General features: G+C 59.3%; 24 protein-coding genes. 8 read left to right on the top strand and 16 right to left on the bottom strand.

Translation table 11 applies throughout. The annotated features are described in order from the left end of the window. The first annotated feature begins 143 nt into the window (after positions 1–143). Positions 144–842 carry a glutathione S-transferase N-terminal domain-containing protein gene (locus tag TRL7639_RS02565; RefSeq protein ID WP_085794233.1) on the top strand — a complete coding sequence of 233 codons (699 nt, stop codon included), beginning with the start codon at positions 144–146 and terminating at the stop codon, positions 840–842. On the opposite strand, the gene TRL7639_RS02560 is transcribed toward TRL7639_RS02565, so the two are convergent. The 3 genes from TRL7639_RS02560 to pheT form a co-directional block, all read right to left on the bottom strand. Then, on the bottom strand, positions 843–2,249 hold the full coding sequence (locus tag TRL7639_RS02560; RefSeq protein WP_165759732.1) for a tetratricopeptide repeat protein: 1,407 nt from the start codon (positions 2,247–2,249) through the stop codon (positions 843–845). 199 nt (positions 2,250–2,448) lie between these two features. Continuing rightward, positions 2,449–2,895 carry a YtoQ family protein gene (locus tag TRL7639_RS02555; protein ID WP_085794231.1) on the bottom strand — a complete coding sequence of 149 codons (447 nt, stop codon included), beginning with the start codon at positions 2,893–2,895 and terminating at the stop codon, positions 2,449–2,451. A 73-nt stretch (positions 2,896–2,968) separates the two neighbouring features. Next, positions 2,969–5,365 (bottom strand): phenylalanine--tRNA ligase subunit beta, encoded by a 2,397-nt coding sequence (pheT, locus tag TRL7639_RS02550; RefSeq protein WP_085794230.1) that lies wholly within the window; start codon positions 5,363–5,365, stop codon positions 2,969–2,971. A gap of 191 nt (positions 5,366–5,556) precedes the next feature. On the opposite strand from pheT, the gene TRL7639_RS02545 reads away from it, so the two are divergent. Further along, the gene (locus TRL7639_RS02545; RefSeq protein WP_165759731.1) at positions 5,557–6,729 is read left to right on the top strand and encodes a DUF2652 domain-containing protein; all 1,173 of its coding nucleotides are present in this window, start codon (positions 5,557–5,559) and stop codon (positions 6,727–6,729) included. Here the strand turns inward: TRL7639_RS02545 and TRL7639_RS02540 are convergent. The 4 genes from TRL7639_RS02540 to TRL7639_RS02525 form a co-directional block, all read right to left on the bottom strand. After that, positions 6,720–7,526, bottom strand: a complete 807-nt coding sequence (locus tag TRL7639_RS02540; RefSeq protein ID WP_085794228.1) for a CE1 family esterase — start codon at positions 7,524–7,526, stop codon at positions 6,720–6,722. The genes TRL7639_RS02545 and TRL7639_RS02540 overlap by 10 nt on opposite strands. A gap of 232 nt (positions 7,527–7,758) precedes the next feature. Continuing rightward, a complete protein-coding gene (locus TRL7639_RS02535) occupies positions 7,759–8,034 on the bottom strand; it encodes a hypothetical protein (protein ID WP_165759730.1) in 276 nt (91 codons plus the stop codon). 21 nt (positions 8,035–8,055) lie between these two features. After that, positions 8,056–9,129, bottom strand: a complete 1,074-nt coding sequence (gene pheS, locus TRL7639_RS02530) for a phenylalanine--tRNA ligase subunit alpha (RefSeq protein ID WP_085794226.1) — start codon at positions 9,127–9,129, stop codon at positions 8,056–8,058. A 66-nt stretch (positions 9,130–9,195) separates the two neighbouring features. Next, positions 9,196–10,263 carry a Hint domain-containing protein gene (locus TRL7639_RS02525; protein WP_085794225.1) on the bottom strand — a complete coding sequence of 356 codons (1,068 nt, stop codon included), beginning with the start codon at positions 10,261–10,263 and terminating at the stop codon, positions 9,196–9,198. A gap of 166 nt (positions 10,264–10,429) precedes the next feature. Between TRL7639_RS02525 and TRL7639_RS02520 the strand changes: the two genes are divergently transcribed. Continuing rightward, entirely contained in the window at positions 10,430–11,626 is a 1,197-nt protein-coding gene (locus TRL7639_RS02520) for a YbfB/YjiJ family MFS transporter (RefSeq protein ID WP_085794224.1), read from the top strand. A 345-nt stretch (positions 11,627–11,971) separates the two neighbouring features. On the opposite strand, the gene rplT is transcribed toward TRL7639_RS02520, so the two are convergent. From rplT to pyk, 4 genes are all read right to left on the bottom strand, one after another. Next, positions 11,972–12,337 carry a 50S ribosomal protein L20 gene (gene rplT / locus TRL7639_RS02515; RefSeq protein ID WP_085794223.1) on the bottom strand — a complete coding sequence of 122 codons (366 nt, stop codon included), beginning with the start codon at positions 12,335–12,337 and terminating at the stop codon, positions 11,972–11,974. A 15-nt stretch (positions 12,338–12,352) separates the two neighbouring features. Continuing rightward, complete coding sequence (gene rpmI, locus TRL7639_RS02510) at positions 12,353–12,553, bottom strand: 50S ribosomal protein L35 (protein WP_010443552.1); 201 nt, start codon at positions 12,551–12,553, stop codon at positions 12,353–12,355. A 112-nt stretch (positions 12,554–12,665) separates the two neighbouring features. Beyond that, complete coding sequence (locus tag TRL7639_RS02505; protein ID WP_085794222.1) at positions 12,666–12,890, bottom strand: hypothetical protein; 225 nt, start codon at positions 12,888–12,890, stop codon at positions 12,666–12,668. Between the two features lie 28 nt (positions 12,891–12,918). After that, positions 12,919–14,364 (bottom strand): pyruvate kinase, encoded by a 1,446-nt coding sequence (gene pyk, locus TRL7639_RS02500; protein ID WP_085794221.1) that lies wholly within the window; start codon positions 14,362–14,364, stop codon positions 12,919–12,921. A 114-nt stretch (positions 14,365–14,478) separates the two neighbouring features. Here pyk and TRL7639_RS02495 point away from each other — a divergent pair, with 114 nt between their 5' ends. From TRL7639_RS02495 to TRL7639_RS02485, 3 genes are all read left to right on the top strand, one after another. Then, positions 14,479–15,216 (top strand): N-formylglutamate amidohydrolase, encoded by a 738-nt coding sequence (locus TRL7639_RS02495; protein WP_085794220.1) that lies wholly within the window; start codon positions 14,479–14,481, stop codon positions 15,214–15,216. A gap of 122 nt (positions 15,217–15,338) precedes the next feature. Beyond that, positions 15,339–15,578, top strand: coding sequence for a DUF6868 family protein (locus tag TRL7639_RS02490; RefSeq protein ID WP_085794219.1), 240 nt, complete (start codon positions 15,339–15,341; stop codon positions 15,576–15,578). A gap of 122 nt (positions 15,579–15,700) precedes the next feature. Beyond that, complete coding sequence (locus tag TRL7639_RS02485) at positions 15,701–16,015, top strand: DUF1244 domain-containing protein (RefSeq protein ID WP_085794218.1); 315 nt, start codon at positions 15,701–15,703, stop codon at positions 16,013–16,015. On the opposite strand, the gene TRL7639_RS02480 is transcribed toward TRL7639_RS02485, so the two are convergent. From TRL7639_RS02480 to dgcN, 4 genes are all read right to left on the bottom strand, one after another. Then, positions 16,002–17,192, bottom strand: coding sequence for a CaiB/BaiF CoA transferase family protein (locus tag TRL7639_RS02480; RefSeq protein WP_085794217.1), 1,191 nt, complete (start codon positions 17,190–17,192; stop codon positions 16,002–16,004). The two genes, TRL7639_RS02485 and TRL7639_RS02480, sit on opposite strands and share 14 nt — an antisense overlap. Before the next feature lie 84 nt (positions 17,193–17,276). Next, positions 17,277–18,137, bottom strand: a complete 861-nt coding sequence (locus TRL7639_RS02475) for a D-amino-acid transaminase (RefSeq protein WP_085794216.1) — start codon at positions 18,135–18,137, stop codon at positions 17,277–17,279. A gap of 10 nt (positions 18,138–18,147) precedes the next feature. After that, positions 18,148–19,113, bottom strand: coding sequence for an N-acetyl-D-Glu racemase DgcA (gene dgcA, locus TRL7639_RS02470; protein WP_085796217.1), 966 nt, complete (start codon positions 19,111–19,113; stop codon positions 18,148–18,150). A 75-nt stretch (positions 19,114–19,188) separates the two neighbouring features. After that, positions 19,189–20,190, bottom strand: coding sequence for an N-acetyltransferase DgcN (gene dgcN, locus TRL7639_RS02465; RefSeq protein WP_085794215.1), 1,002 nt, complete (start codon positions 20,188–20,190; stop codon positions 19,189–19,191). 301 nt (positions 20,191–20,491) lie between these two features. Between dgcN and TRL7639_RS02460 the strand changes: the two genes are divergently transcribed. Continuing rightward, complete coding sequence (locus TRL7639_RS02460; protein ID WP_085794214.1) at positions 20,492–21,451, top strand: L-malyl-CoA/beta-methylmalyl-CoA lyase; 960 nt, start codon at positions 20,492–20,494, stop codon at positions 21,449–21,451. Positions 21,452–21,520: 69 nt separating this feature from the next. Then, positions 21,521–22,144, top strand: coding sequence for a hypothetical protein (locus TRL7639_RS02455; RefSeq protein WP_085794213.1), 624 nt, complete (start codon positions 21,521–21,523; stop codon positions 22,142–22,144). Positions 22,145–22,148: 4 nt separating this feature from the next. Here the strand turns inward: TRL7639_RS02455 and TRL7639_RS02450 are convergent, their stop codons facing one another. Then, positions 22,149–23,120 (bottom strand): sterol desaturase family protein, encoded by a 972-nt coding sequence (locus TRL7639_RS02450; RefSeq protein ID WP_207559627.1) that lies wholly within the window; start codon positions 23,118–23,120, stop codon positions 22,149–22,151. Positions 23,121–23,237: the final 117 nt, after the last annotated feature.

Raw genomic sequence — 23,237 nt, 5'->3', positions numbered from 1 at the left:
TGTTCCGTCTAGGTTTTTGATCCTACCCAGTTCCCCATGATGTTCACAATCGAACAGCGACACTGAACACGGCGCACAGATTGCCCCCTGTTATCATCGACAGCAGTCCTTAAGTTGGAGCGCATCAAAACCCGGAGATCCACATGACCGACCTGTCCGCTTTCCCTATCACCCGGAAATGGCCCGCCCAAAACCCCAAGGTTCTGCAGCTCTACTCATTTCCGACACCCAACGGTGTGAAGGCTTCGATCATGCTCGAAGAAACCGGGCTGGAGTATGAGGCGCACAAAGTGACGCTAGCCGATGCTGACGTCAAAAGCCCCGAGTTCCTGTCCCTGAACCCCAACAACAAGATCCCTGCGATCATCGATCCAAACGGACCGGACGGTGAACCGATTGGATTGTTCGAAAGTGGTGCGATCCTGCTCTACCTGGCTGAGAAAACGGGCAAACTCATAGGCCAGACCGCCAGTGACAAACACCACATCACCCAATGGCTGATGTTCCAGATGGGTGGCGTGGGTCCAATGCTGGGGCAACTGGGCTTCTTTTATAAATTCGCGGGTGCCGAGATCGAAGATCCCCGCCCCCGCGAACGCTACATCAACGAGGCCAAGCGCCTGCTTGGTGTGATCGACGGCCAACTTGAAGGCCGCGATTGGATTGCCGGCGATTATTCCATCGCCGACATCGCAATCGCTCCCTGGCTCAACGGGTTGAACTTCTATGGCGCGACCGAAATCGTCGAGCTGGACAGCCGCAAGAACGTATTGGCCTATCTTGACCGCTTCATGGCCCGTCCCGCTGTGCAGCGAGGCATGAACATTCCAGCGCGGGACTGATTACAAGAACCCCTGCGCAATGCAAAAGGCTTCGACCTCTCTGTGCCATTCCGGCGCTTGTCCTGCTACGGTATCTGAAAATCGGGTATCGTAGCGGATGACTTCGCGGCGCAGCAGTACACAAGTGGTCTTTGGATCCTGCGGCAAATTACGCGATGCCATTTGCAGGGCCACCATAACATCTGCATTCGTCCACGTGTGCCCTTCACCCGACGTTCGATGCAGGGTTTCAAATGCCTGCTGAGATTCACCAAGACTGATCAGAAGCCAGACCCGCATTTTCCGGGATGGGGTAAACTCGGGCGACAGCTCAATCGCCTTTTCGTAGTTCCTTAGTGCCTCGCGCAGATTCTGCTCGGATGCCGTCGACGTCATCGCGTAATAGTTGCCCCAATGGTGGTAAACCAAGGCATCATTGGGCGCTAATTCGGTCGCAGTGTTGAGATAAGTCAACGCCTCGTCCCGCTGCCCCATTTGGTTGAGGCTGTGAGAAACATTGAGCATCGTGCCAAAATCGCGCGGATTCATGCGCAGTTGCCGCTTGTAAAAGGAAATGGCCATTCCGTGCTCTTGCTTCATTGCAAGCGCCCGCCCCTGCCCCGCATAAGCCGTTTCATGATAGGGGTTCCGCAACGTCGCCACATAAAATGCCTGCTGCGCCTCGCCAGGTTTAGACAGGTGCAAAAGACTGTTGCCACGGTTGGAGTGCGGCAACGCAAAACTGCTCGGCCCCATTTCATAAGACAATCTCGCGGAACGCTCGAACCACGTCACAGCCTCGGCGAACCGCTGTTGTTTGTGCCGGACCAGGCCGATCAAATTTGCAGCCCACGCGCTGTCGGGATGCCCTTCGCGCAGAATGTTCATGGCTGCGGCCTCGGCAACCTCCAGTTTCTCTTGATCCGCATCCGCTTGAAAATAGGCGTAAGCAGCCGCCAAGTAAGGCTCGACCAAACCCGTCAACGCAACTGACTGCGTTAGCATGGCCGCCTCAATGCCCTGATCCCCGACTTTAGCGGCGTCCAGACTTTGCACACGCGCGCCGTCTCGGACCCTTAGCGTCAATAGGCTGTTCTCCAATGTACAGCTTGTATCGCCGCACACCAACTCTCCTGTGATCCGATAGCTGGCGAGCCCCAGCATCTGACGCAGCGCATCAACCACGGAATTCAACGAAAACTCGGCACCCGGCACCTGGATTTCAGCGGTACTTTCCGCTGGAAGAAAAGACAGAGCGTCTTTTGAACTGTTGGCGTCCCGCCGGATTTCTTCTAGCGCGTCGGCAAGCTTGCGACCCAACGCATTACCATCAAGCCCACGTTCGCGCAGAACTTTTGGCGTTGTGATCTCGCCGATGACGACCGAAGGGCGCAGTAATTCGCGCACCAAACCAAAGGCAAACGCCACAATTACGATCAACGTAACCAGCTGCACCAGGATCGCCCGAACGTTGTCCAATGACGCTTTCAAGCCTGCGCCAAAGCCGTCCGGAGCGTCAGGAATGTTGGCCATAGTCTCGGAACCTAAATGCAATAAACCCAATCAACCTAAAGGATAGCACAGATACCGCCGCACCCAAAGCCCGTGTTGATTGGGTTGTTTGCATTCACCCCGGCAGCTTGCCTGTCAGCACGTAGCGCAGGATCTCAACAACCTGCTGCGGTTCTTCTGCGACAGCCAGAGCCGCGGCATGCACCTCTTTCAGGGCGTGCTGATGCTCCGGTGGGTTTAGCACGATGATCGACTTGCCAAGAGCAGCGGCATAGCCCGCATCAAAAGCGGCGTTCCACTGCTTGTACTTGTCGCCAAAACGCACCACGACAACGTCAGCATCCTCGATCCCCTTGCGGGTGCGGATCGCGTTGACCATCGCGCCTTTGTGGTCATGCCAATACTTGTTTGGTTCGGCCCCCAGGATGGCGACACCACAGTCGTCACTGGCGCCGTGATCGGTGACCGGGCTGCTGAATGTCACATCCAGACCTTCCGCGCCCTGGGTGATCTGCTCACGCCAGTCGGTGTGGATTTCACCGGACAGATATACTTTCATCATCTTTCTCTCCCTCCATCAAAAAAGGGGCGCAACCGGCCCCTTCTTCTCGTTTCAAATACGGGCCTGCGCGACATCAGCCGCGCAGCGCGCCGCCTGTGGCCTTGGTCACCTTGGCAACGATCTTCTCACTGATCGCCTCGATGTCTTTTTCCTTCAGCGTCTTTTCAGTCGGTTGCAGACGCACGGTGATGGCGAGGGACTTCTTGCCCTCTCCCACCGAGCCGCCAATGAACTCGTCAAAGACACGAACCTCTTCGATCATCGCCTTGTCGGCACCGCTTGCGGCATTCACCAGCGTCAGCGCCTCGACGCCCTCATCGACAACAAAGGCAAAGTCGCGCTCGACCGCTTGCAGGTCGCGCAATTCCAAAGCACCACGGCTTGCCCCCGACTTGCGCGGCATAGGCACCTCGTCGGGCCAGATGGTAAACGCCACGGCAGCCCCCTTGATATCCATCGCCTGCAGGACGCGTGGGTGCAGCTCGCCAAAGATGCCCAGCACCTTTTTCGGACCCAGACAGATCTTGCCATGGCGGCCCGGGTGCCACCAATCCTGCGCACCACGCAGGATCTGAACCTTTGCAGGCGCACCGATGGCCGCCAGCACAGCTTCGGCATCAGCTTTGGCGTCATAGACATCAACCGCACGCGAAGCACCGTGCACATCCTTTGGCCCCGTGCGGCCAACCAACAGGCCCGAGATCAAGTTGTGTTGCTCACCCGGTTCCCCGCCGTGGAAGGCTGGGCCAACCTCGAACAGGGCCAGATCCATGTACCCGCGCGCCTGGTTGCGGGCCGCAGCCTGCAGCAGACCGGGCAACAGAGCGGGCCGCATGTGCGACATGTCCGAGCTGATCGGGTTGGCCAGCATCGTCGTGTCATCCCCGCCACCAAACAGCGCCGCCGAAGCCTGGTCGATGAACGAGTACGTCACGCATTCGTTATAGCCCAATGCAGCACAAGTTCGGCGTGCCATCTGCTGACGGCGCTGCTGCGGGGTCATCACCGCTTTGGGGACACCATCGGTCAAACGCGGCAGCGGCTTGCCTTCGAGCTTGGTAAGCGACGCGATCCGCGCCACTTCTTCGACCAGATCGGCTTCTCCCTGCACGTCCGGACGCCAGGACGGCACCTGCGCCATATTCCCTTCCAGCTTGAAGCCAAGACGCGTCAAGGTCTGGCGCTGCTCGCTCTCGGGGATGTCCATACCGACCAGCGATTTCACGCGTTCTGGGTCCAGCTTGTAGGCGCGGCTATGGTCGGGCTGCGCGCCGGCCATGATCACATTCGAGGGCTCACCGCCGCACAGATCAAGGATCATCTGCGTCGCCGCTTCCATCCCGTCCTTGCACCATTCGGGGTCAATCCCACGTTCGTTGCGATAGCGCGCGTCCGAGTTGATCTTGAGCGCACGCCCCGTCAACGCGGTGCGCACAGTGTCAAAGAACGCCGCCTCGACATAAACATTCGTTGTCTCATGGGTACAACCGGTGTGCAGACCGCCCATGACACCGGCAATGCTCTCAATCCCGCTCTCGTCCGAGATCACGGTCATGTCGTCGCCGAATGTGTATTCCTTCTCGTCCAGCCCCACGAGTGTCTCACCCGCTTTCGACCGGTGCACGCGCAGATTGCCTTGCACCTTGTCCGCATCGAACACGTGCAAAGGACGGTTGCGGTCAAACGTGAAGAAGTTGGTGATATCCACCAGCGCCGAAATCGGGCGCAAGCCAATCGCGGTCAGCCGATCTTGTAGCCATTGTGGTGAGGGGCCGTTTTTGACGTTGCGGATCAGGCGGCCATAGAACACCGGACACGCCTCGCGGGTGTCATCGTCAATGGTCACGTTGATCGGGTTCGGGTAATCCCCCTCGACCGACGGGATATCACGGGTCTTGAGCGTACCCAGGCCACGCGCAGCCAGATCGCGGGCAATACCATAAACGCCAAGCGCATCGGGGCGGTTCGGGGTGATCGCGATCTCGATCATCGGGTCAACCTTGGCGGGCGCATTTTCAGCCAGCCAATCGACAAAGCTGTCGCCAACCTCGCCCGAAGGCAGCTCAATGATGCCATCATGCTCGTCCGACAGCTCCAGCTCGCGCTCGGATGCCATCATGCCAAAGCTTTCGACGCCGCGGATCTTGCCGACGCCAATGGTGATGTCGAGGCCGGGGATGTACATGCCCGGCTTACAGACCACCACGGTGATACCTTCGCGGGCATTGGGCGCACCACAGATGATCTGCATCTCGCCCTCGTCGGTGTCGACCTTGCACACCCGCAGCTTGTCAGCGTCGGGGTGCTTTTCAGCGTGCTTCACATAACCCAGGGTAAACCCCTTGAGCCGGTCAGCCGGGTTAACGATCTCTTCGACCTCAAGACCCAGATCGGTCAGGGCCTCGGCGATCTCGTTCACCGATGCGTCGGTGTCGAGGTGGTCCTTCAACCAGGAAAGGGTGAATTTCATTGCGTCTCTTCCGCGATTGATCAGAAAGTTACTGCAGGCTTTATCGGATCAGCAAGGATGGGGAAAGGGGACAAGGGCCTACAATGGCAATTTGCCTGAATCCGTTGGCCGAATGCCTAAATCAGGATTCTTTGACCTATTCACGAAATTGTATGTATGCTGTCGATGTTGATCTTTGGGAGAGTATCAATATGGCACCTAAAAACACCGGACCGCAGTCGGCCTTCTTTGTGATTGCAGACATCTCCGGCTACACGAAATTCATGTCAGAAACAGAGATCACACACGCCAAGGGAATCCTTGAACAATTGTTCGGCGCGCTGGTGCCCGCGATCCGGTCTCCACTGACGATTTCAGGTCTGCAGGGCGACGCCGTCTTTGCCTTTGCCTTCGAAAGCGACGTGATGACCAAACAGTTCATCATCGACTTTGCCGAACAGATCTACTGCGCCTTTGCCCGCAGCAAGGAAAAGATGCAGATCAACACCTCGTGCGGATGCGGGGCCTGCGCCAATGTGGATGGGCTGGAGCTAAAAATCGTGGTGCATCACGGCGAGTGTGTCGTGCAGGAAACCGGCGGGCGGCAAGAGCTGGCCGGGACGGATGTCATCACCGCCTTCCGCCTGCTCAAGAACACGGTCAAGGAACGCACGGGCATGGACGCCTACATGCTCATCTCCTGCGACGCGTTGGGCAAGATGGACATGAAAGACCTGTTCTCGGAGGACGAGTTTTATACCGAAGACATCGAGCACATCGGAGAGATCGAGTATGTCGTCCGCGATCTCAAACAGGCGTGGGAACGCAGGCGCGGGTCAGAACAGGTTTTTGTCAAACCCGACGAAGAGCTGTTGATGGAGGAGTGGGCCATACCGGTCACCGTCTCGCCAGCGGCGGCGTTTACAGCCTGCACCCGGCCCGATATGCGCGCCAAATGGCTGGGGGCCGATGCCGTTGATTTGCTGGGTGCAAACAAAGGCAAGATCGAGCCGGGAACCATGTATCACTGCCACCACGGCGACGACATCTTTCCGTTTGAAATCATCGACTGGCGCCCCGGTGAATACGTCACCGGCCGCTACAACCTGCCGATGGGCCTGACGATGTATGAAACCAACGAGCTGGTGTCCGTTGGCGATGGCACGATGGTCAAGGTCCGCTTTGCCACCCCCAAGGGTGGCACATTGATGGGGCGGCTGATGACCGGGATGGTCAAGAAAAAGCTCAAATCAATCATCGTCCCGGATAAGGAAAACCGGATCAATCGCCTGAAAGAGATTTGCGCCAACTGGCTGGCCGAGGATGCGTCTCTTGCCCCCGACAGGCCAAAGGACGTGGGTGAATTGATCGGCGCTCAGGGGTAAGTCGGCGCACGCCCCAGCAACTCGTCCAGCTGGCGCCCAACCCAACCGTGCGGGATGAAATGCCCGCCCGGATGGGTGTCCAGAGTGACCTTGCCCTGCTGGCAGCTGGTCCACTCCACGCGGCTCAGCGTCAGGAACGGCTCGACGCTCCAATCCCCCTTGGGCGTGGCATCGCCGCAGTCGTATTGCGCCCGCCACAGGGCAACGGGGTGGGTTGTGTCCCCATCCGGGCCAAAGGGAAAACCCATCACCGTATCGCGCAGCCCATGCACATGGCGCACCTCCGCGGGGGCGGTGGGGCAATGTTCGGTCTGCCGGATGGTGCCTGCAATGCCCATGAGCGCCGCGATCGGCGTTTTTGACTGACAGGCATAGCGCCAGGCCATCGCTCCGCCATAAGAATAGCCTGAAACATAGATGCGCTCGGGGTCGATCGGATAGTGTTTTGCCACATCCGCCAGCACATCATCACCAAAGCCCACGTCATCGGTGTCCGAGGTCCAGAAATCCCAGCTTTTGTGCCGCCCGTTCGGAGCCACCAACAAGACACCGCGCAGTTTCGTGTGCCCTGCGATCCGTTGATGCCGAACCACCAGATCACCCTGTCGCGACCAGCCATGGAAATGCATCAACACCGGCAAGGGCGTCTCACCGTCCCAACCATCAGGTTCCAGCACATGATATGAACGCTCGCCCAGATCACAGGCGGTCTGCCCATGGCAGTCGGATTTCCACGGCCCCATGGCCAGGGCTGAGGTTGCAGAGAGAAGAAGGCAGGCAAGCGCGTGTTTGATCATGGCCCGACCGTACCCGCCCTGCAGGCCATGTCACTTAACATCTCTGTGGGGCGAAAGCCGCGCCATCGCCAGACCGCGGGATGACGACGCGACAGAGGTGTGAGCCACTTTATCCCCGCCAAATCCGTCTGTGTTCTGATGGAAAGTGTGACGCATCCAAATCGCCAGCCCTTGCGGGCGGTCTAGCGATGGCGCGGCGGCCTACGGCCTTGATTCCGCGCCGCGAAACGTTCTACTTTCTGAAGTTTTTCAATAGTTTTTTGGTGCGGTAGACGCCTTCGCTTCGATGCCGCGCAATTTGATCTCGTTTTTTCCAAACCGAATTGAACGCATGCGCGAAAACGGAAACAGGACCCCATACAAAAACGGAATAGGCCAAGAACACCCAAACCGGCGCGAACAACAAAACGACTACAGAAAGAACAAAAGTCACGCCGATAACGGCGTGACCTTTCCAACGCGGCATCGCTTCTGCGTGCCGCAACATCCAATTGTACACGACAGCCATGTAGTGGCTGACGCTATACATCTAGCGGCTCAAACCACCATGCAGGTTCGGCATGTCCAGCGCGGCGAACCCATAGTGCCGCAGCCAGCGCAGGTCGCTTTCAAAGAAGGCACGCAGGTCGGGGATGCCGTATTTCAGCATCGCGATCCGGTCGATCCCCATGCCAAAGGCAAAGCCCTGATACTCGTCAGGATCAATACCACCGGCGGCGATCACCTTGGGGTGAACCATGCCCGAGCCCAGAATCTCCAGCCAGTCATCGCCTTCACCAATTTTCAGCGTGCCGCCCTCCCACGAACAGCGGATGTCGACCTCGGCCGACGGCTCGGTGAAGGGGAAGTGCGAGGCGCGGAAGCGTAGGTCGACGCCATCAACCTCGAAGAACGCCTTCACGAACTCTTCGAGCACCCACTTCAGGTTCGCCATCGAAATGTCCTTGTCGATGGCCAGACCTTCGACCTGATGGAACATCGGCGTGTGCGTCTGGTCATAATCGGCGCGGTAGACACCACCGGGGCAGATCACGCGGATCGGCGCGCCGGTTTTCTCCATCGAACGGATCTGCACCGGAGACGTATGCGTGCGCAGCACATGCGGCGGGCGGTTGTCCCCCTCATCGCGGTGCATGTAGAACGTGTCCATCTCGGCCCGCGCGGGGTGGTGGCCGGGGATGTTCAGCGCGTCAAAGTTGTACCAATCGGTCTCGATCCGCGGCCCTTCGGCGACAGCAAAGCCCATTTCGGCAAAAATCGCGGTCAGCTCTTCGCTGGCTTGGCTGATTGGATGCAGGGTTCCCTGGCGACGTGGGCGCACGGGCAGGGTCACATCCAGCCATTCAGTGCGCAAACGCTCGTCCAGCGCCGCATCGGCCAGACCAGCCTTTTTGGCGGCCAATGCCGAGTTGATTTCATCCTTAAGCGCGTTGAGCGCGGGGCCTGCCACCTGGCGTTCCTCGGGCGTCATCTTACCCAATTCGCGCATCTTCAGGGCCACTTCGCCCTTTTTGCCAACGGCGGCGACGCGGATTGCCTCGAGCGCCGCTTCGTCGCCCGCATCGGCGATCTGACCTAGATATTTTGCCTTAAGATCGTCCATGACGGTCCCCTGATCACATGTTGCTGCCCTGCTATCACAGCAGCCGCTGAAAGCAAGGGCGGGACGTCAAGCGCGACGCAACAATGTGGCCTGCGGGCCGCTGTGGATTGCACGCGCAGGCGCGCCGTAACATTCGGGCGTGTCACGCAGTTCCGGGAAAAGCGCAAACAGCTCGTGCGCCGTCTCGTCTTCCAATCCGCTCAGGGCCAACTGACCGGGATAAAAGCTTTCACTGGCCAGACCACCTGTCGACACGATCTGATGCGCATCAAATAAGATGTGCACGAAACGTACAATATCTTGCGGCGCCCAACTGACACTCTGCCCGTCGATCAAGCTTTTGGCGGGCACCAGAACCTCGGGTTCACCAAACAAAAGCTCCACCTCCCAACCTGAAACCAGGATGCGATGCTGAGGCGAAACCAGGATATCTCGGTTTGTTCCATATGCCCCTGCCGCGATCCGCACCGGAGCCAATCGTCCATGGCCGCGCACTGTCTTAGATCCGATCCAGCGCACGGGTTGCAAGCCGTCGTCACGCGTCATGACCAAATCACCGGGCTTGATCATCTCGACCGGGCGTTCCCCGCTGGCCGTGTCGATCATTGTTCCCGCCACAAAACACGCCAATCCCGAGTCGCCGGGATTCACAGTACCATAGGTCAAGACATCTGGGTTGGGCTGGTTGAACTGCAGTGTAGTCGTGGTGGCATTCGGTCCAACAAGGACAGGCAAGTTGTCCGAAGTCGCCCCAGCCGCCGCGCCGTTATTGGCCGTAATGTTCTGCGTCCCGCCACCAATGTCGTAAAAGTCGACCACCTCGTTGGTCGAGGTATTGGTCAACGCATAGGCCTCGTAATTGTTCGATCCACCCCCATCGGGGTCGGTCAGCCTGATGTTGAAGAAGTCAGCCGAGATTACATAGACGATTTCGCCATTATCCGGATCAACGGAAACCTGGACCCAAGGATCATCCAATCGAACCTCGATCCCGACGTTGCCGTTGGCCTGATAAAAAGACACGGTGAAATCAGCGGGGTTCTCACTGGGGCTGAGCGAGACCTCGAGAAATTCAGATACACCCGATGAGCGGGCGTAAGCGTTGGAGTAGTGAAGTTCACTGATACGGGCCACGGCGTCACACCAAAATTGCGTCTGTATCCTACTATCGTTCGGCAAACTGGCAAAAATAGGGTTTATTTTTGAACCCCGCATCAAATTTGCAATGTTGCGCAGCGTTCCGCTTGCCTCAAATCAACGCCTGTTTCAGCGTGAACCGCGTAAGGAGAGGCCGTGTGACATGCAGATCGTAACCCCGCCAAGGCCTTGGCTGGTCCTTTTGGGTCTTGCCCTGGGCGTGTGCGTCACCAATGGATTTGCCCGATTTGCCTATGGCTTGATCCTGCCCGCCATGAAATCGTCACAGGGGTGGAGCTATGCCGAAGCCGGTTGGCTCAACACCGCAAACGCTTTGGGATATGTCTTTGGGTCGCTGTTCACAGCCTTGCTGATCCGTCGCGTCGGTGCTTCGCGGCTTTTCAGTTCGGGCGTTGTACTGACCGCCATCTGTCTCTTTGCCACCGGGCTTGATCCGTCGTTTTGGGCGCAAAGCCTGTGGCGTATTCTGGCCGGCGTCTTTGGCGCAGGATCCTTTGTGGCTGGGGGTGCGCTGGCGGCCGCACTGTTTCAGGACGACCCAAAGCGCAACGCGTTGTCGATAGCCTTCTACTTTGGCGGTGGCGGCGGTCTTGGCATCATTTTGTGCGGCGCAACGCTCCCCCTGATGCTTGAATGGATGGGCCCCACCTCCTGGCCCTGGAGCTGGATCGGAATCGGCCTGATCAGTTTTGCGATCTGTCCGCTCAGCATCTGGGCAGGCGAGGTGCTCCGAGTCCCCACGCCCGGCCCTGAAACCCGCCACCCTGTGCCTGCACGCCGCATGCTGGGGGAGTTCTGCGGCTACGCCGGGTTTGGTCTGGGCTACATCGTGTATCTGACGTTTCTGGCGCTTTGGATGAAAGAACGCGATTACAGCGTCATGCTGATATCAGGCGTTTGGGTGCTGCTTGGAGCCTGCATAACCCTGTCACCTTTTGTCTGGCGGTCCATTTTCGCGCGGTATGCCAATGGTGTCCCATTGGCCATGATCCTGACGGGGATCGCGATCGGCTCTGCTCTGCCAATCTTTTTTCCGACTGCGGTAGGGGTGCTGATTTCTGCTGTGGTCTTTGGATTGTCGGTCTTTATGGCGCCGGGCGCGATCACGAATTTCACCCGCAAGAACATGCCGCAAGACAGCTGGGGCGCTACAATCAGCCTGTTCACCGTGGTGTTCGCAGTGTCGCAAACCGTAGGGCCAATCGGCGCGGGACTGATCGGGGACAGCACCGGAGACATCGGCGACAGCCTGCTGACGGCATCCGCCCTTCTGATGTTGGGCGCGGCCTTGGCGGTGACGCAAAAACCGCTCGCGCCATCCAAAGGACGGCCTCACTAGTCTTTGTGTCTCACCCAACTAGGTAGAGCTCCCGCCCGTCGTCAATTTTTCTGACGAAAAATCTCCTCCCGTTGGGCCGGGCCGCCGCGCTGCGCGCGGCGGATGGCACTGCGCCGCACCCGATGCGGTTAGGCCCGTAGCCTTTGCCACGGGCTGGACCGCGCCGAGCCGGTAGGCGAGGCGCTCGGCCCAAGGCCGTTCGCGGGGCTGACAAAGTCAGGTCTGCTCGGGCGCGGGAGCACCCCGTGCCACTGGATGCCTCGCCCATACTCTCACGCCAAGAACCAAAAAAGGGCCGATCCGCGTTGGATCGACCCTATTTTTCACTGTCGCTCGTTTACCGTCTTACGCGGCCAGAGCAGCCTGTGCCTTGGCAACGATGGCACCGAACGCGTCGGGCTCGTGCACGGCCAGGTCGGCCAGGACCTTACGGTCCACTTCGATACCGGCCAGGTTCAGACCGTTGATGAAGCGCGAATATGTCAGCGCCTCGTCGTGCGAACGGACGGCGGCGTTGATGCGCTGGATCCACAGCGCGCGGAAGTTCCGCTTGCGCTGCTTACGGTCGCGAGTTGCATACTGGTTCGCCTTGTCGACGGCCTGAGTTGCGACCTTGAAGGTGTTCTTGCGGCGGCCATAGTAACCTTTGGCGGCCTTGATGACCTTCTTGTGACGGGCGTGAGTCGTGGTTCCACCTTTAACGCGGGACATATCTCAGATCTCCTCTTAGCGATCGTAGGGCATGTAGCCCTTGACGATCTTGGCGTCGGGGGCAGAAAGTGTGGTGTTGCCGCGGGCATCACGGATAAATTTCTTGGTCCGCTTGATCATGCCGTGGCGCTTGCCGGCCTGGCCCGCCAGGACCTTACCGGTTGCTGTCACCTTGAAGCGCTTCTTGGCGCTCGACTTGGTCTTCATCTTGGGCATTTCCGTCTCCTTGAGTTCGGGTTCGGTTCAAACGCGACTCGGCATGCCACAAATAGCCGGTCGCGCGGTCAGAGGCGCCGTTTACGCAAGTCGGATCACTTAGGCAAGAGGGTCAGGGCAGGAATCGGGCCACAACGCCGAAAAAAACCTCAGGTATCTGCTCAAAGGTGTAACCGCCCGGATGGCTGAAGATGGCATAGACCACCGCGCCCAGGGACATCAACAGAACAATCGCCGAGGCACGAATGGGCCTGTCATCACTGTAGGCCGATATCATCGACGGTATCGACAGGACGGCTACGACCATCCCCAAAACAAGCATCAGATCGGTATCCATGGCACGCTCCCCGTCTGGAGAGAGCGTATTAGCCCGGATCAGTGTTGTAAATCAGCCGTTCATCACAGGGCGCAACCCGCAAGATGTTCGTGGACCCTGGCACATTGAACGGCACCCCTGCCGTCACAACGATCTGATCAGTTTCAGTCGCGAACCCATCCGCCCGCGCGGCGCGCGCGGCGTTGACCACGGCGCTTTTGAACCGCTCCAACTCGGGCGTCATCACGCAATGGCAGCCCCAGCTCAGACACAGGCGCCGCGCCGTTCCCCGCAACGATGTCAGCGCCAGAATCGGCACGCCGGGCCGCTCGCGCGCGGTCTTGAGCGCGGTTGTCCCGCTTTGGGTGAAGCAGCAGATCGCCTTGATGTCCGTTTTCTCGGCGATCTCGCGTGCCGCCGCAACGATGCCGTCTGCCACCGTCGTCCCCTTGGCGGTACGAGAGGCGGCGATGATCTGAACATAGGTCGGGTCGGCCTCGACCTCGGTCGCGACACGGTCCATGGTTTGAACGGCCTCGACCGGATAACCACCTGCCGCGGATTCCGCGCTCAGCATGATGGCATCCGTGCCCTCGTAGATGGCCGTGGCCACATCTGAAACCTCGGCCCGGGTGGGCATCGGGCTCTCGATCATGCTTTCCAGCATCTGGGTCGCCACGATCACCGGTTTGGCCGCTGCCCGGCATTTGCGCACCAGACGTTTTTGGATCGGCGGCACAGCGGCCACAGGCAGTTCGACCCCCAGATCGCCACGCGCGACCATGATCCCGTCCGATGCATCAAGGATATCGTCGAACGCCTCGACCGCCGCAGGCTTTTCGATCTTGGACAAAATGGCGGCGCGGCCATCAGCCAATGCACGCGCTTCGAACACGTCCTTGGGGCGCTGTACAAAGCTGAGCGCCAGCCAATCGACGCCCAATTGGCAGACGAATTCCAGATCGGCGCGGTCCTTTTCGGACAGCGCCGCCAGTGGCAGCACCACGTCCGGGACGTTCACGCCCTTGCGATTTGAAATCGTCCCACCAATCTCGACCGTGCAATTGGCGTGATCGACGCCGCAACTCTCGACCTTCAGCCGGATCTTGCCGTCATTCACCAGCAGATGCGCGCCCGGTTCCAACGCCTGGAAAATCTCGGGGTGCGGCAGGCAAACACGGCTTGCATCGCCGGGCGCCTCATCTAGGTCCAGACGGAAGGACGCGCCCGGCACCAGCTCTTCAGCATCGCCCGCAAAGACGCCCACCCGCAGTTTCGGCCCCTGAAGGTCGGCCAGAATGGCAATCGGGCTATCCAGGTCCTTTTCCACCTGACGGATGATGCGATGCTTTTCCCTGATCTCGTCATGCGAGCCGTGGCTCATGTTCAGACGAAACACGTCCGCGCCCGCCTCATGCAGTGACCGGATCATGTCATAGTCTTCTGACGCCGGTCCCAGCGTCGCCACAATTTTTACATTCCTGAGGCGTCGCATGGCTGCTCCCTTGGTTCTGCTCATTGTTACCGCAAACGGGTTTGCACCGCTTATCGCGCAATTCCCTTTCTGCGGCAACTGTCCTACACCTGCGACAAAAGAGATGACAGGCGCATGACATACACCCCCTTTTACACCCATGGCGAAAACAAACCCTCCCGCTGGCTGATCACCTGCGATCACGCCACCAACACCGTCCCGCCCGAGATCGATGGCGGCGATCTGGGGTTGCCGCGCGAGGATATGGAACGTCACATCGCCTATGACGTCGGCGCCTATGAGGTGTCGAAACATCTTGGCGAGATCCTGAATGCGCCCGTTGTGGCCTCGAACTTCTCACGTCTCGTGATCGACCCGAACCGGGGCGAAGATGACCCGACACTGTTGATGAAGCTCTACGATGGCTCGATCATCCCCGGAAATCGCCACGCGGACGCGGCCGAGCGGGAGCGGCGGCTGGACATGTGCTATCGCCCCTACCACCGAGAATTGGCCCGCATGGCCGCCCTGCCGCATGCGGTGATTGTGTCGATCCATTCCTTTACCCGCCAGCTGCGCGGTCGCGATCCCCGCCCGTGGGAAATCGGCATCCTCTACACCCCGGATGAGCGGTTCTCGCGCCCGCTGATCAACCGGCTCAAGGCCGAGGGCGATCTGACTGTGGGTGAAAACGAGCCCTACACCGGCGTTCTGCCCGGCGATGCAATCGACACGCACTGTACCGCCCATGGCCGCCCGAACGTGTTGATCGAGCTGCGTAATGACCTGATCGCGGATCACACTGGTCAGAGAGCATGGGCCGAGCGTCTGGCCCCGATTCTGACTGCTGCGCTGGAGGACAGCGGGCTCTGACCTGACAACATGACGCTGGGTCAAGAGGTGCGGATTTCGACGCTCACGTTCTTGTGAGGTCATGCCCCACCCCCCATATTATGGGTAAGGAGGACACCAGATATCCCTGAAAGGAGGGTATCATGACCGTAGAATTCCTGACCACCGTCTTTGGATGGATGACCGTTCTGAACATAGGCTTTCTGGCCTTCACCACGGTGATGCTGTTGGCAATGCAGAATTGGGTGACCGGGGTTCACGCCCGCATGTTCAAGATGGAAGAGGCCGACGTCCGCAAGGCGTACTTCGCCTATCTGGCAAAATACAAGACACTGACCTTGATCTTTGCCGTGGCGCCTTATCTTGCTCTCAAATTGGCTTGAGCCCTGCATTGCTTCGGCAATGAGACCTAGTTGAACGTTCCGGGGGCTGTTGTGGCCCCCGTTGTAACCCGTTCCCTTGGTTGTTACCTCTACGTCAAACCCAAGTCATTCGGAGCCACGCCATGGACCAGCAGACAGAAATCGAACTCCAGGCCGCTGCTTTTCGCCGCCTGCAAAAGCACCTGATGGAAGACCGCACTGATGTGCAGAACATCGACATGATGAACCTGGCCGGGTTCTGCCGCAACTGCCTGTCCCGCTGGTATCAAGAGGCAGCGAACGAAAAAGGCATCGAAATGAACAAGGGGCAGTCGCGCGAGATCTTTTACGGCATGACCATGGACGAATGGAAAGCCAACTATCAGACCGAAGCGAGCCCCGAAAAACAGGCCGCGTTCGAGGTCGCGTTTGAAGAGAACGTGACTAAAAAGGGCTGAACACCACGCCCTGATCCTGCAACGTATCAAATTCACTCTGGCCGACCCCCAACTCGGCCAGCACCGACCGACTGTCGGCCCCGTGCGCACGCGGTGCATGATCCAGTGACGGCCCGCCGTGATCAAAACCGAACCCGGCCACGGCCAGCGCCGTGCCGTCCACGGACTGGATCACCGGGCGGGACGCCAGCTGATCTTCCGTCAAGGTCTCGGCCAAACCGCGCACCCGAGCTGCGGGAACATGGGCTGCATTCAGCTTTTCCTCCCACTCTGCTGCTGTGCCTGTTGCAAGAACCTCAGCCAAAACCGCCGCATCCTCTTCTCGACGCGCACTGATCTGCGCGCGGGGCGTCGTTTGGATGGCATCCGCCCGCGCGCCCTGCCCGACGACGCGCATCAAGTTGGCCATCTGCGTGTTGGAGAATGCGCCGATCATCAGCTGACCGTCTGCGGTGTCATAGGTCGCATAGCCCGCAAGGCTGGGATCCTGATTGCCGTGCGGTTTGGGCGCCTGTCCCGTCGCCAGCGTCGTCGCGGTGTGCGAATTCATCAGCATCAGCGCGCAATCCGCCATCGACACGTCGATCCGCCGCCCCAGACCCGTACGCGACCGTCCGAACAAAGCCGCCGAGACCGCCATCGCCGCCTGCGCCCCGGTGCCATAGTCGACCATCGCGGGCCCCACCCGGACCGGGTCACTGTCCGCCTCGCCATTGGCGGCCATGATCCCGGTGTAGGCCTGGATCACCACATCATAAGCCGCATGCGCTGCCTTGGGCCCTGTGGCCCCAAACCCGCTGATCGCACAATAGATCAGATCGGGTTTCAACGCGGACAGGCGGTCGTACCCCAATCCCAACTCCTCAACCGCGTGGGCGGTGTAGTTTTGCACCAGAACATCCGCCGTCGCGACAAGCCGGTCGAACAAAGCCCGGCCTTGCTCGGACTTCAGATCCAACGCCAATGTCTGCTTGCCGCCGCCCTGCGCTTGAAAAGACAGGCCCATACCTTGGGCGTTCAGCGCAGTATCTGCGCCTTCTGCTCGGGTCATATCGGGCTGACTGACGGGCTCGATCTTTATGACCTCGGCCCCCAGAACGCCCAACTGATAGGCGCAAAATGGACCTGCAAACACATGGGTCAAGTCCAGCACCCGCAAGCCATCAAACGGTCGCATAAAAAACCCTCCCTCAGGTCAGGCTGACCCAAGAGAGGACTGCAAACTGTTCCGTTCTCGTCAGAGAGGCGTCGCGTTCTGGCCTCAGATCGCGGCCTTGCGGCTTTCGTCCAGATAGATTTCGCGCAGGCGCTTGGCGATCGGACCCGGGGTGCCATCGCCCAATTGAACACCGTCGATTTCTACAACCGGCATCACAAAGGCCGACGCAGACGTGGTGAAGGCCTCGTCAGCCTCTTTCGCCTCGTCGATGGTGAACAGACGCTCTTCGACTTCCATCTGAGCCTCAGCCGCCATGCGCAGAACCGCCTTGCGGGTGATGCCATGCAGGATGTCGGTCGACAGCGGGCGGGTCACGATCTTGCCGTCCTTGACGAAATAGGCGTTATTCGAGGTGCCTTCGGTCACGTGACCATCTTCGATCAGCCATGCGTCGTCACAACCCGCGGCCTTGGCCATCATCTTGCCCATCGACGGGTACAGCAGCTGTACGGTCTTGATGTCACGGCGGCCCCAACGGATATCCTCGATCGAGATGATCTTGGCACCCTTCTTAGCGGCCGGGCTGTCGGCCAGACCCGGCTTGTTTTGGGTGAACAGCACGATGGTCGGTTTGGTATCTGCCGAAGGGAACACAAAATCGCGGTCGCCATCGCTGCCGCGTGTGACCTGCAGATAGACCAGACCTTCGTTGATGTCGTTCAGCTCCACCAGCTTGCGGTGGATCTCCAACAACTCGTCTTTGGTGCAGGGTTCGGCCATCTGCAGCTCGTCCAGCGAGCGCTTCAGACGCACGGCGTGACCTTCGAAATCAATCAGCTTGCCGTCCAGAACGCTGGTCACCTCGTAAACAGCATCCGCCATCAGGAACCCACGGTCAAAGATCGACACCTTGGCCTCGGTCTCGGGCAGGTATTCGCCATTCACATAAACAGTACGGGTCATGTTTGTCTCCTCAGCCCCAGAGGCCCGCTTCAGGCGGGTGCACTCCGGCGTCGTCAAAATTCAGCGGTGTGTCGCGGTCTTCGGCCAACAAAAGCGGGCCGTCAAGGTCGGTCACAACCGCACCCTGTGCCACCAGTGTCGCAGGCGCCATGGCAAGCGAGCTGCCAACCATGCAACCCACCATCACCTCGTACCCTTCGGCCAGGGCCGCGTCGCGCAGTTTCAGCGCCTCGGTCAGGCCGCCGGTCTTGTCGAGCTTGATGTTGACCACATCATATTTGCCCTTGAGCTTGGGCAGGCTGGTGCGGTCATGGCAGCTTTCATCGGCGCAGACCGGCACCGGACGGTCCATGCCAATCAGCGCGTCATCTTCACCTGCGGGCAAAGGTTGCTCGACCAGCGCCACACCAAGGCGCACCAGATGTGGCGCAAGATCGGCATACACTTCGGCAGACCAACCTTCGTTTGCATCCACGATGATCTTTGAATTCGGCGCGCCCGCGCGCACCGCTTCTAATCGCGGCATGTCATCGGCGGTGCCCAGCTTGATCTTGAGCAGCGGACGGTGTGCGTTTTCTTCGGCCTGCTTGCGCATCTCTTCGGGCGAGGCCAGCGACAGCGTGTAGGCGGTGATCTCAGCCCCCGGCGCTTCAAGCCCGGCCAGTTCCCACGCACGCTTACCGGCACGTTTGGCCTCTATATCCCACAGGGCGCAATCAACCGCGTTGCGCGCAGCCCCTGCAGGCAGCAGGTCCATCAGGCTTTCGCGGTCAAAGTTTTCAGGTAACCCCAGGATTTCGGCCTCAACCGACTCCAGCGTTTCGTTGTAGCGGGCATAGGGCACACATTCGCCGACGCCCTGGTGTTCGCCATCGGTAATCCGCACCGTCAGCACATGGGCCTCGGTCCGTGATCCGCGCGAGATGGTGAACACCTGCGCCAGTTTGAACACATCACGGGTGACTTCTATCTGCACGCGCCCCATCCTTCTTCTCGTTCAAAATACGGCCGCCGGAGGCGGTTCAACTCCTCCTCCGGCGGCACGCTTAGATCAGATTGCCGCCAGCGCATCCACCAGCTTTTCTGCGCCAAAGCGGAACGGGTCGGTGGCGGGCAGGCCCATGTCGGCCTCCAGCTCGGCCAGATAGGCCTTGGCCTCATCCTCGGGCATGTGCTGTGTGTTCACCGAAATACCTACGACCTGGCAGGCCGGGTTGGCAACTTTGCCAAGCGCCAGTGCCATGTCACGCAATTCAGGCAACGACGGCTGTTGATAATCGGGCAGACCGCGCATGTGCTCGCGGGTCGGCTCGTGCGCCAGAACCAGGGCATCCGGCTGACCACCGTGGATCAGAGCCATGGTCACGCCCGAATAGGACACGTGGAACAGGCTGCCCTGACCTTCGATGTGGTCCCAGTGGTCTTCGTCGTTGTCCGGTGTCAGCCATTCGACCGAACCCGCCATGAAGTCGGCGATCACGGCGTCGAGTGGCACACCGTCGCCGGTGATCAGGATGCCGGTCTGACCCGTGGCGCGGAAGGTCGATTTCATGCCGCGCTTGCGCATTTCGGCGTCCATGCACAGAGCAGTGTACATCTTGCCGACCGAGCAATCGGTGCCCACAGCCAGGACGCGCTTGCCCTTACGCTTGACGCCATTGGCGATCGGATACTCGACCTCAGGCACACGCACATCGTGCAGTTTGCGACCGGTGGCTTCGGCCACGGCAACCAGATCCGGTTCGTCGCGCAGCAGGTTGTGCAGGCCGGATGCCAGGTCGAACCCTTCTTCCAGCGCCATCACCAGCACTTTTTTCCAGGCCTGGCTGATCACGCCGCCGCGGTTGGCCACACCGATGACCAGCGTCTTGGCACCAGCTGCCTTGGCTTCGGCCAGATCCATGTCCTTCAGGCCCAGATCGGCCTTGCAGCCATCCATCCGGAACTGGCCCACAGCGTTCTCAGGACGCCAGTCTTTGATACCGATGGCAACCTTGGCCGCGAGTTGGTCGGGCGCATCGCCCAAAAACAGCAAATACGGTGTCTCGATCATTGCGGTGCACTCCTATTCTTGATTCTGGCGTATGCTAATGAGGCGATCTCACGAGCACTTCGCGTTGTGATGAATTTGAAAACCATCAAAGGGAAATATTTGCGCATCGAGGCAAATTCACGCAAAATTCTTCCAAGTTTTCACTTCGATTAAACTTTGTGCAGCTTCATAGGCCCTCACATCGAAGATGCTGCGACGCCAATGCTGCGACTGCACAAACAGCCTTGCGCTATGACGCGCAATTTAATACCTCATTTCTCAAGAAAATCGAAATATCCTTACCTTCGCGACAGGAGATCACATGAGCTTCCGCATTCAGCCCGCCGCCCCCGCGCGCCCCAACCGCTGCCAATTGTTCGGCCCGGGCTCCAACACCAAACTGTTCCCGAAAATGGCGGCCTCAGCTGCGGATGTGATCAACCTCGACCTTGAGGATTCGGTGGCCCCCTCGGACAAGGACGCGGCCCGCGCCAATGTGATCGAGGCGCTCAACACCGTGGATTGGGGCAACAAATACATGTCCGTGCGCATCAACGGCCTGGACACGCCCTATTGGTACCGCGACGTGGTCGACCTGCTGGAGCAGGCCGGTGACCGCATCGACCAGATCATGATCCCCAAGGTGGGCTGCGCCGAAGATGTCTATGCCGTGGACGCCCTGGTCACCGCGATCGAACGCGCCAAGGGCCGCACCAAGCCGGTGAGCTTTGAGGTGATCATCGAATCCGCCGCTGGCATCGCCCATGTCGAAGCGATCGCCGCTTCGTCGCCCCGCATGCAGGCCATGAGCCTGGGGGCAGCCGACTTTGCCGCCTCGATGGGTATGCAGACGACCGGCATCGGCGGGACGCAGGAAAACTACTATATGCTGCGCGAAGGCGTAAAGCACTGGTCGGATCCGTGGCACTGGGCCCAAGCCGCCATCGTCGCGGCCTGTCGCACGCATGGCATCCTGCCGGTCGACGGCCCGTTCGGCGACTTCTCGGACGACGAGGGTTACATCGCACAGGCCAAACGTTCGGCCACCCTGGGCATGGTCGGCAAATGGGCTATCCACCCCAAGCAAATCGCGCTCGCAAACGAGGTTTTCACCCCCTCGGACGAGGCCGTAACCGAAGCGCGCGAAATCCTGGCCGCCATGGAACAGGCCAAGGCCAACGGCGAAGGCGCAACTGTCTACAAAGGTCGTCTGGTCGACATCGCCTCGATCAAACAGGCCGAAGTGATCGTCGCGCAAGCGGAACTGATCGCCGCTGGGTAACGCTTTTGCATCCATTCATGCATACTTGGGGCGTCCACTCGGGCGCCCCATTGCATTTTGAGAAACCTCATGACCGATCTGACCCTGTTTCACACTGCTCATGTACACCGCGATACCTTTGATACGCTGGCCGAGCGTCTGGCACCAAATGCCAAACTGGCGCATGTTATACGGCCTGATTGGCTGGAACGCGCGCAGGGCGGAATTGATGTCGCCCTTTCAGACGAGATCCAGGCCGAGATTGCGCTTGCTCCCAATGCGCTGTGCACCTGCACCAGCATTGCGCAGGTTGCAGTGGATGCTGGCGCTTTGCGTATTGATCGCCCGATGATGGATGCAGCAGCGGCCACGAGGGGGCCGGTGCTTATGGCATATTGCTTGGACAGTACACTGGAGCCATCGTCAGCGTTGTTGACGCAGGCGTTTTTGGATGCGGGTTTGGCACCAAACATCCACCCCTTTCCATTGCGCGACCTATGGAACCTGTTCGAAACGGGCCAGGCCGAAGAATTTGCAGAGCAAATTGCCAATCGCATAGACAGCAACCTATGCCTTCACCCCGAAATTACCTGTGTCGTTCTGGCTCAGGCGTCCATGGCACAGGCATCTCACTATGTGACGACGCCGGTGCCTGTTTTGTCCTCGCCAGAACTGGCATTGCGACAGGCACTTGGCCTGCCTTCAACCGGGTAAGATCCTACTGGCTGTGCATCCGCCGCTTACGGTCGCGCGTGGTTCGCGTCGCGGCCTCAGAGCCGTCATGATAGGTGCCGAACCACTTGTCCCACGGCATCTCTGAATTGCCGTAGTTGCATTCGTAATACCGGTGATGGAGCTGATGGAAAAAGGCGCCGATAAGCAGACGCTGCCGGTCTTTGACCCAGATCGCTTCGTAACCGGAATGAGACGACGCAGCCCCGAGAAGCAGCCAATAGCCCAGAAACAGCATGTGAACCGGGTGGCTAGGCAGCACCACCAGGATCAGCATTGCGCTGAAAAAGAACATGTGCTCGACAGGGTGCATCGACGTGCCAGACCACGGGCCCGTGTTGACGTTGCGGTGGTGCACCGAATGGACGTACTTATAGATTTTGGGGTGATGCAGGGCGATGTGAACGCCGTAAAAATGCAGGCTTTGCCAAAGCGCCAAAAGCGGAAAGAGTAAGACAAACCAAATGGGGTGCGCCGAAAACTCCAACGTCCCCAAAGTCCCATTGGCATACATCCAGCGTAGGCCAATTTCGTACATGGAGTAAATCGGCACCCCGGATACGAGCGAGTAGAACATGTTGTCCCAGGTCTGATAGCCGAATTTGTAGAGCGCATTCTTGCGCTTCATGTAGGGTCGCGGGTCGTATTTCAGCAGCTTGCCTTGCCCGTCTATCCCGTAGAACCACAGGTGTAACCCGCCCGCCACGACCAACAGCGCGATCCAGTTTCGGATCAACACGGTCGCAATCCAGCCTGGAGCAAATTGTGCCTGATCAGGCCCAACCGGTTGCAACCAGAAAGCAACCACAAAAGCAAAGGCCAGAAAGATCGAGCGGTCAGAAACCTGGAGATAGTTCTGCCACAGCCATTTCAGCAATATTGCCGGTTTCGGCGGCCAGTTCCAATAGGGTGCAAATCCAACGGGGAGTTGCGGGTGCCAATGCCATTCACGGCTCATCTGGGCCGGTTCGGTCCGGCCGTTTTGGGGGGAATTGCCCATAGTATCGAAATCCTTCGTTCATCACATTTCCTGTTCCGGCGCGAAGGCCCGTCGGAGGCGCGAAGGGAAACCAGC

Origin of the sequence: Falsiruegeria litorea R37, from assembly GCF_900172225.1 — a bacterium.
Classification (GTDB): Bacteria; Pseudomonadota; Alphaproteobacteria; order Rhodobacterales; family Rhodobacteraceae; genus Falsiruegeria; species Falsiruegeria litorea.
This window is presented reverse-complemented; position numbering and strand designations above follow the sequence as displayed.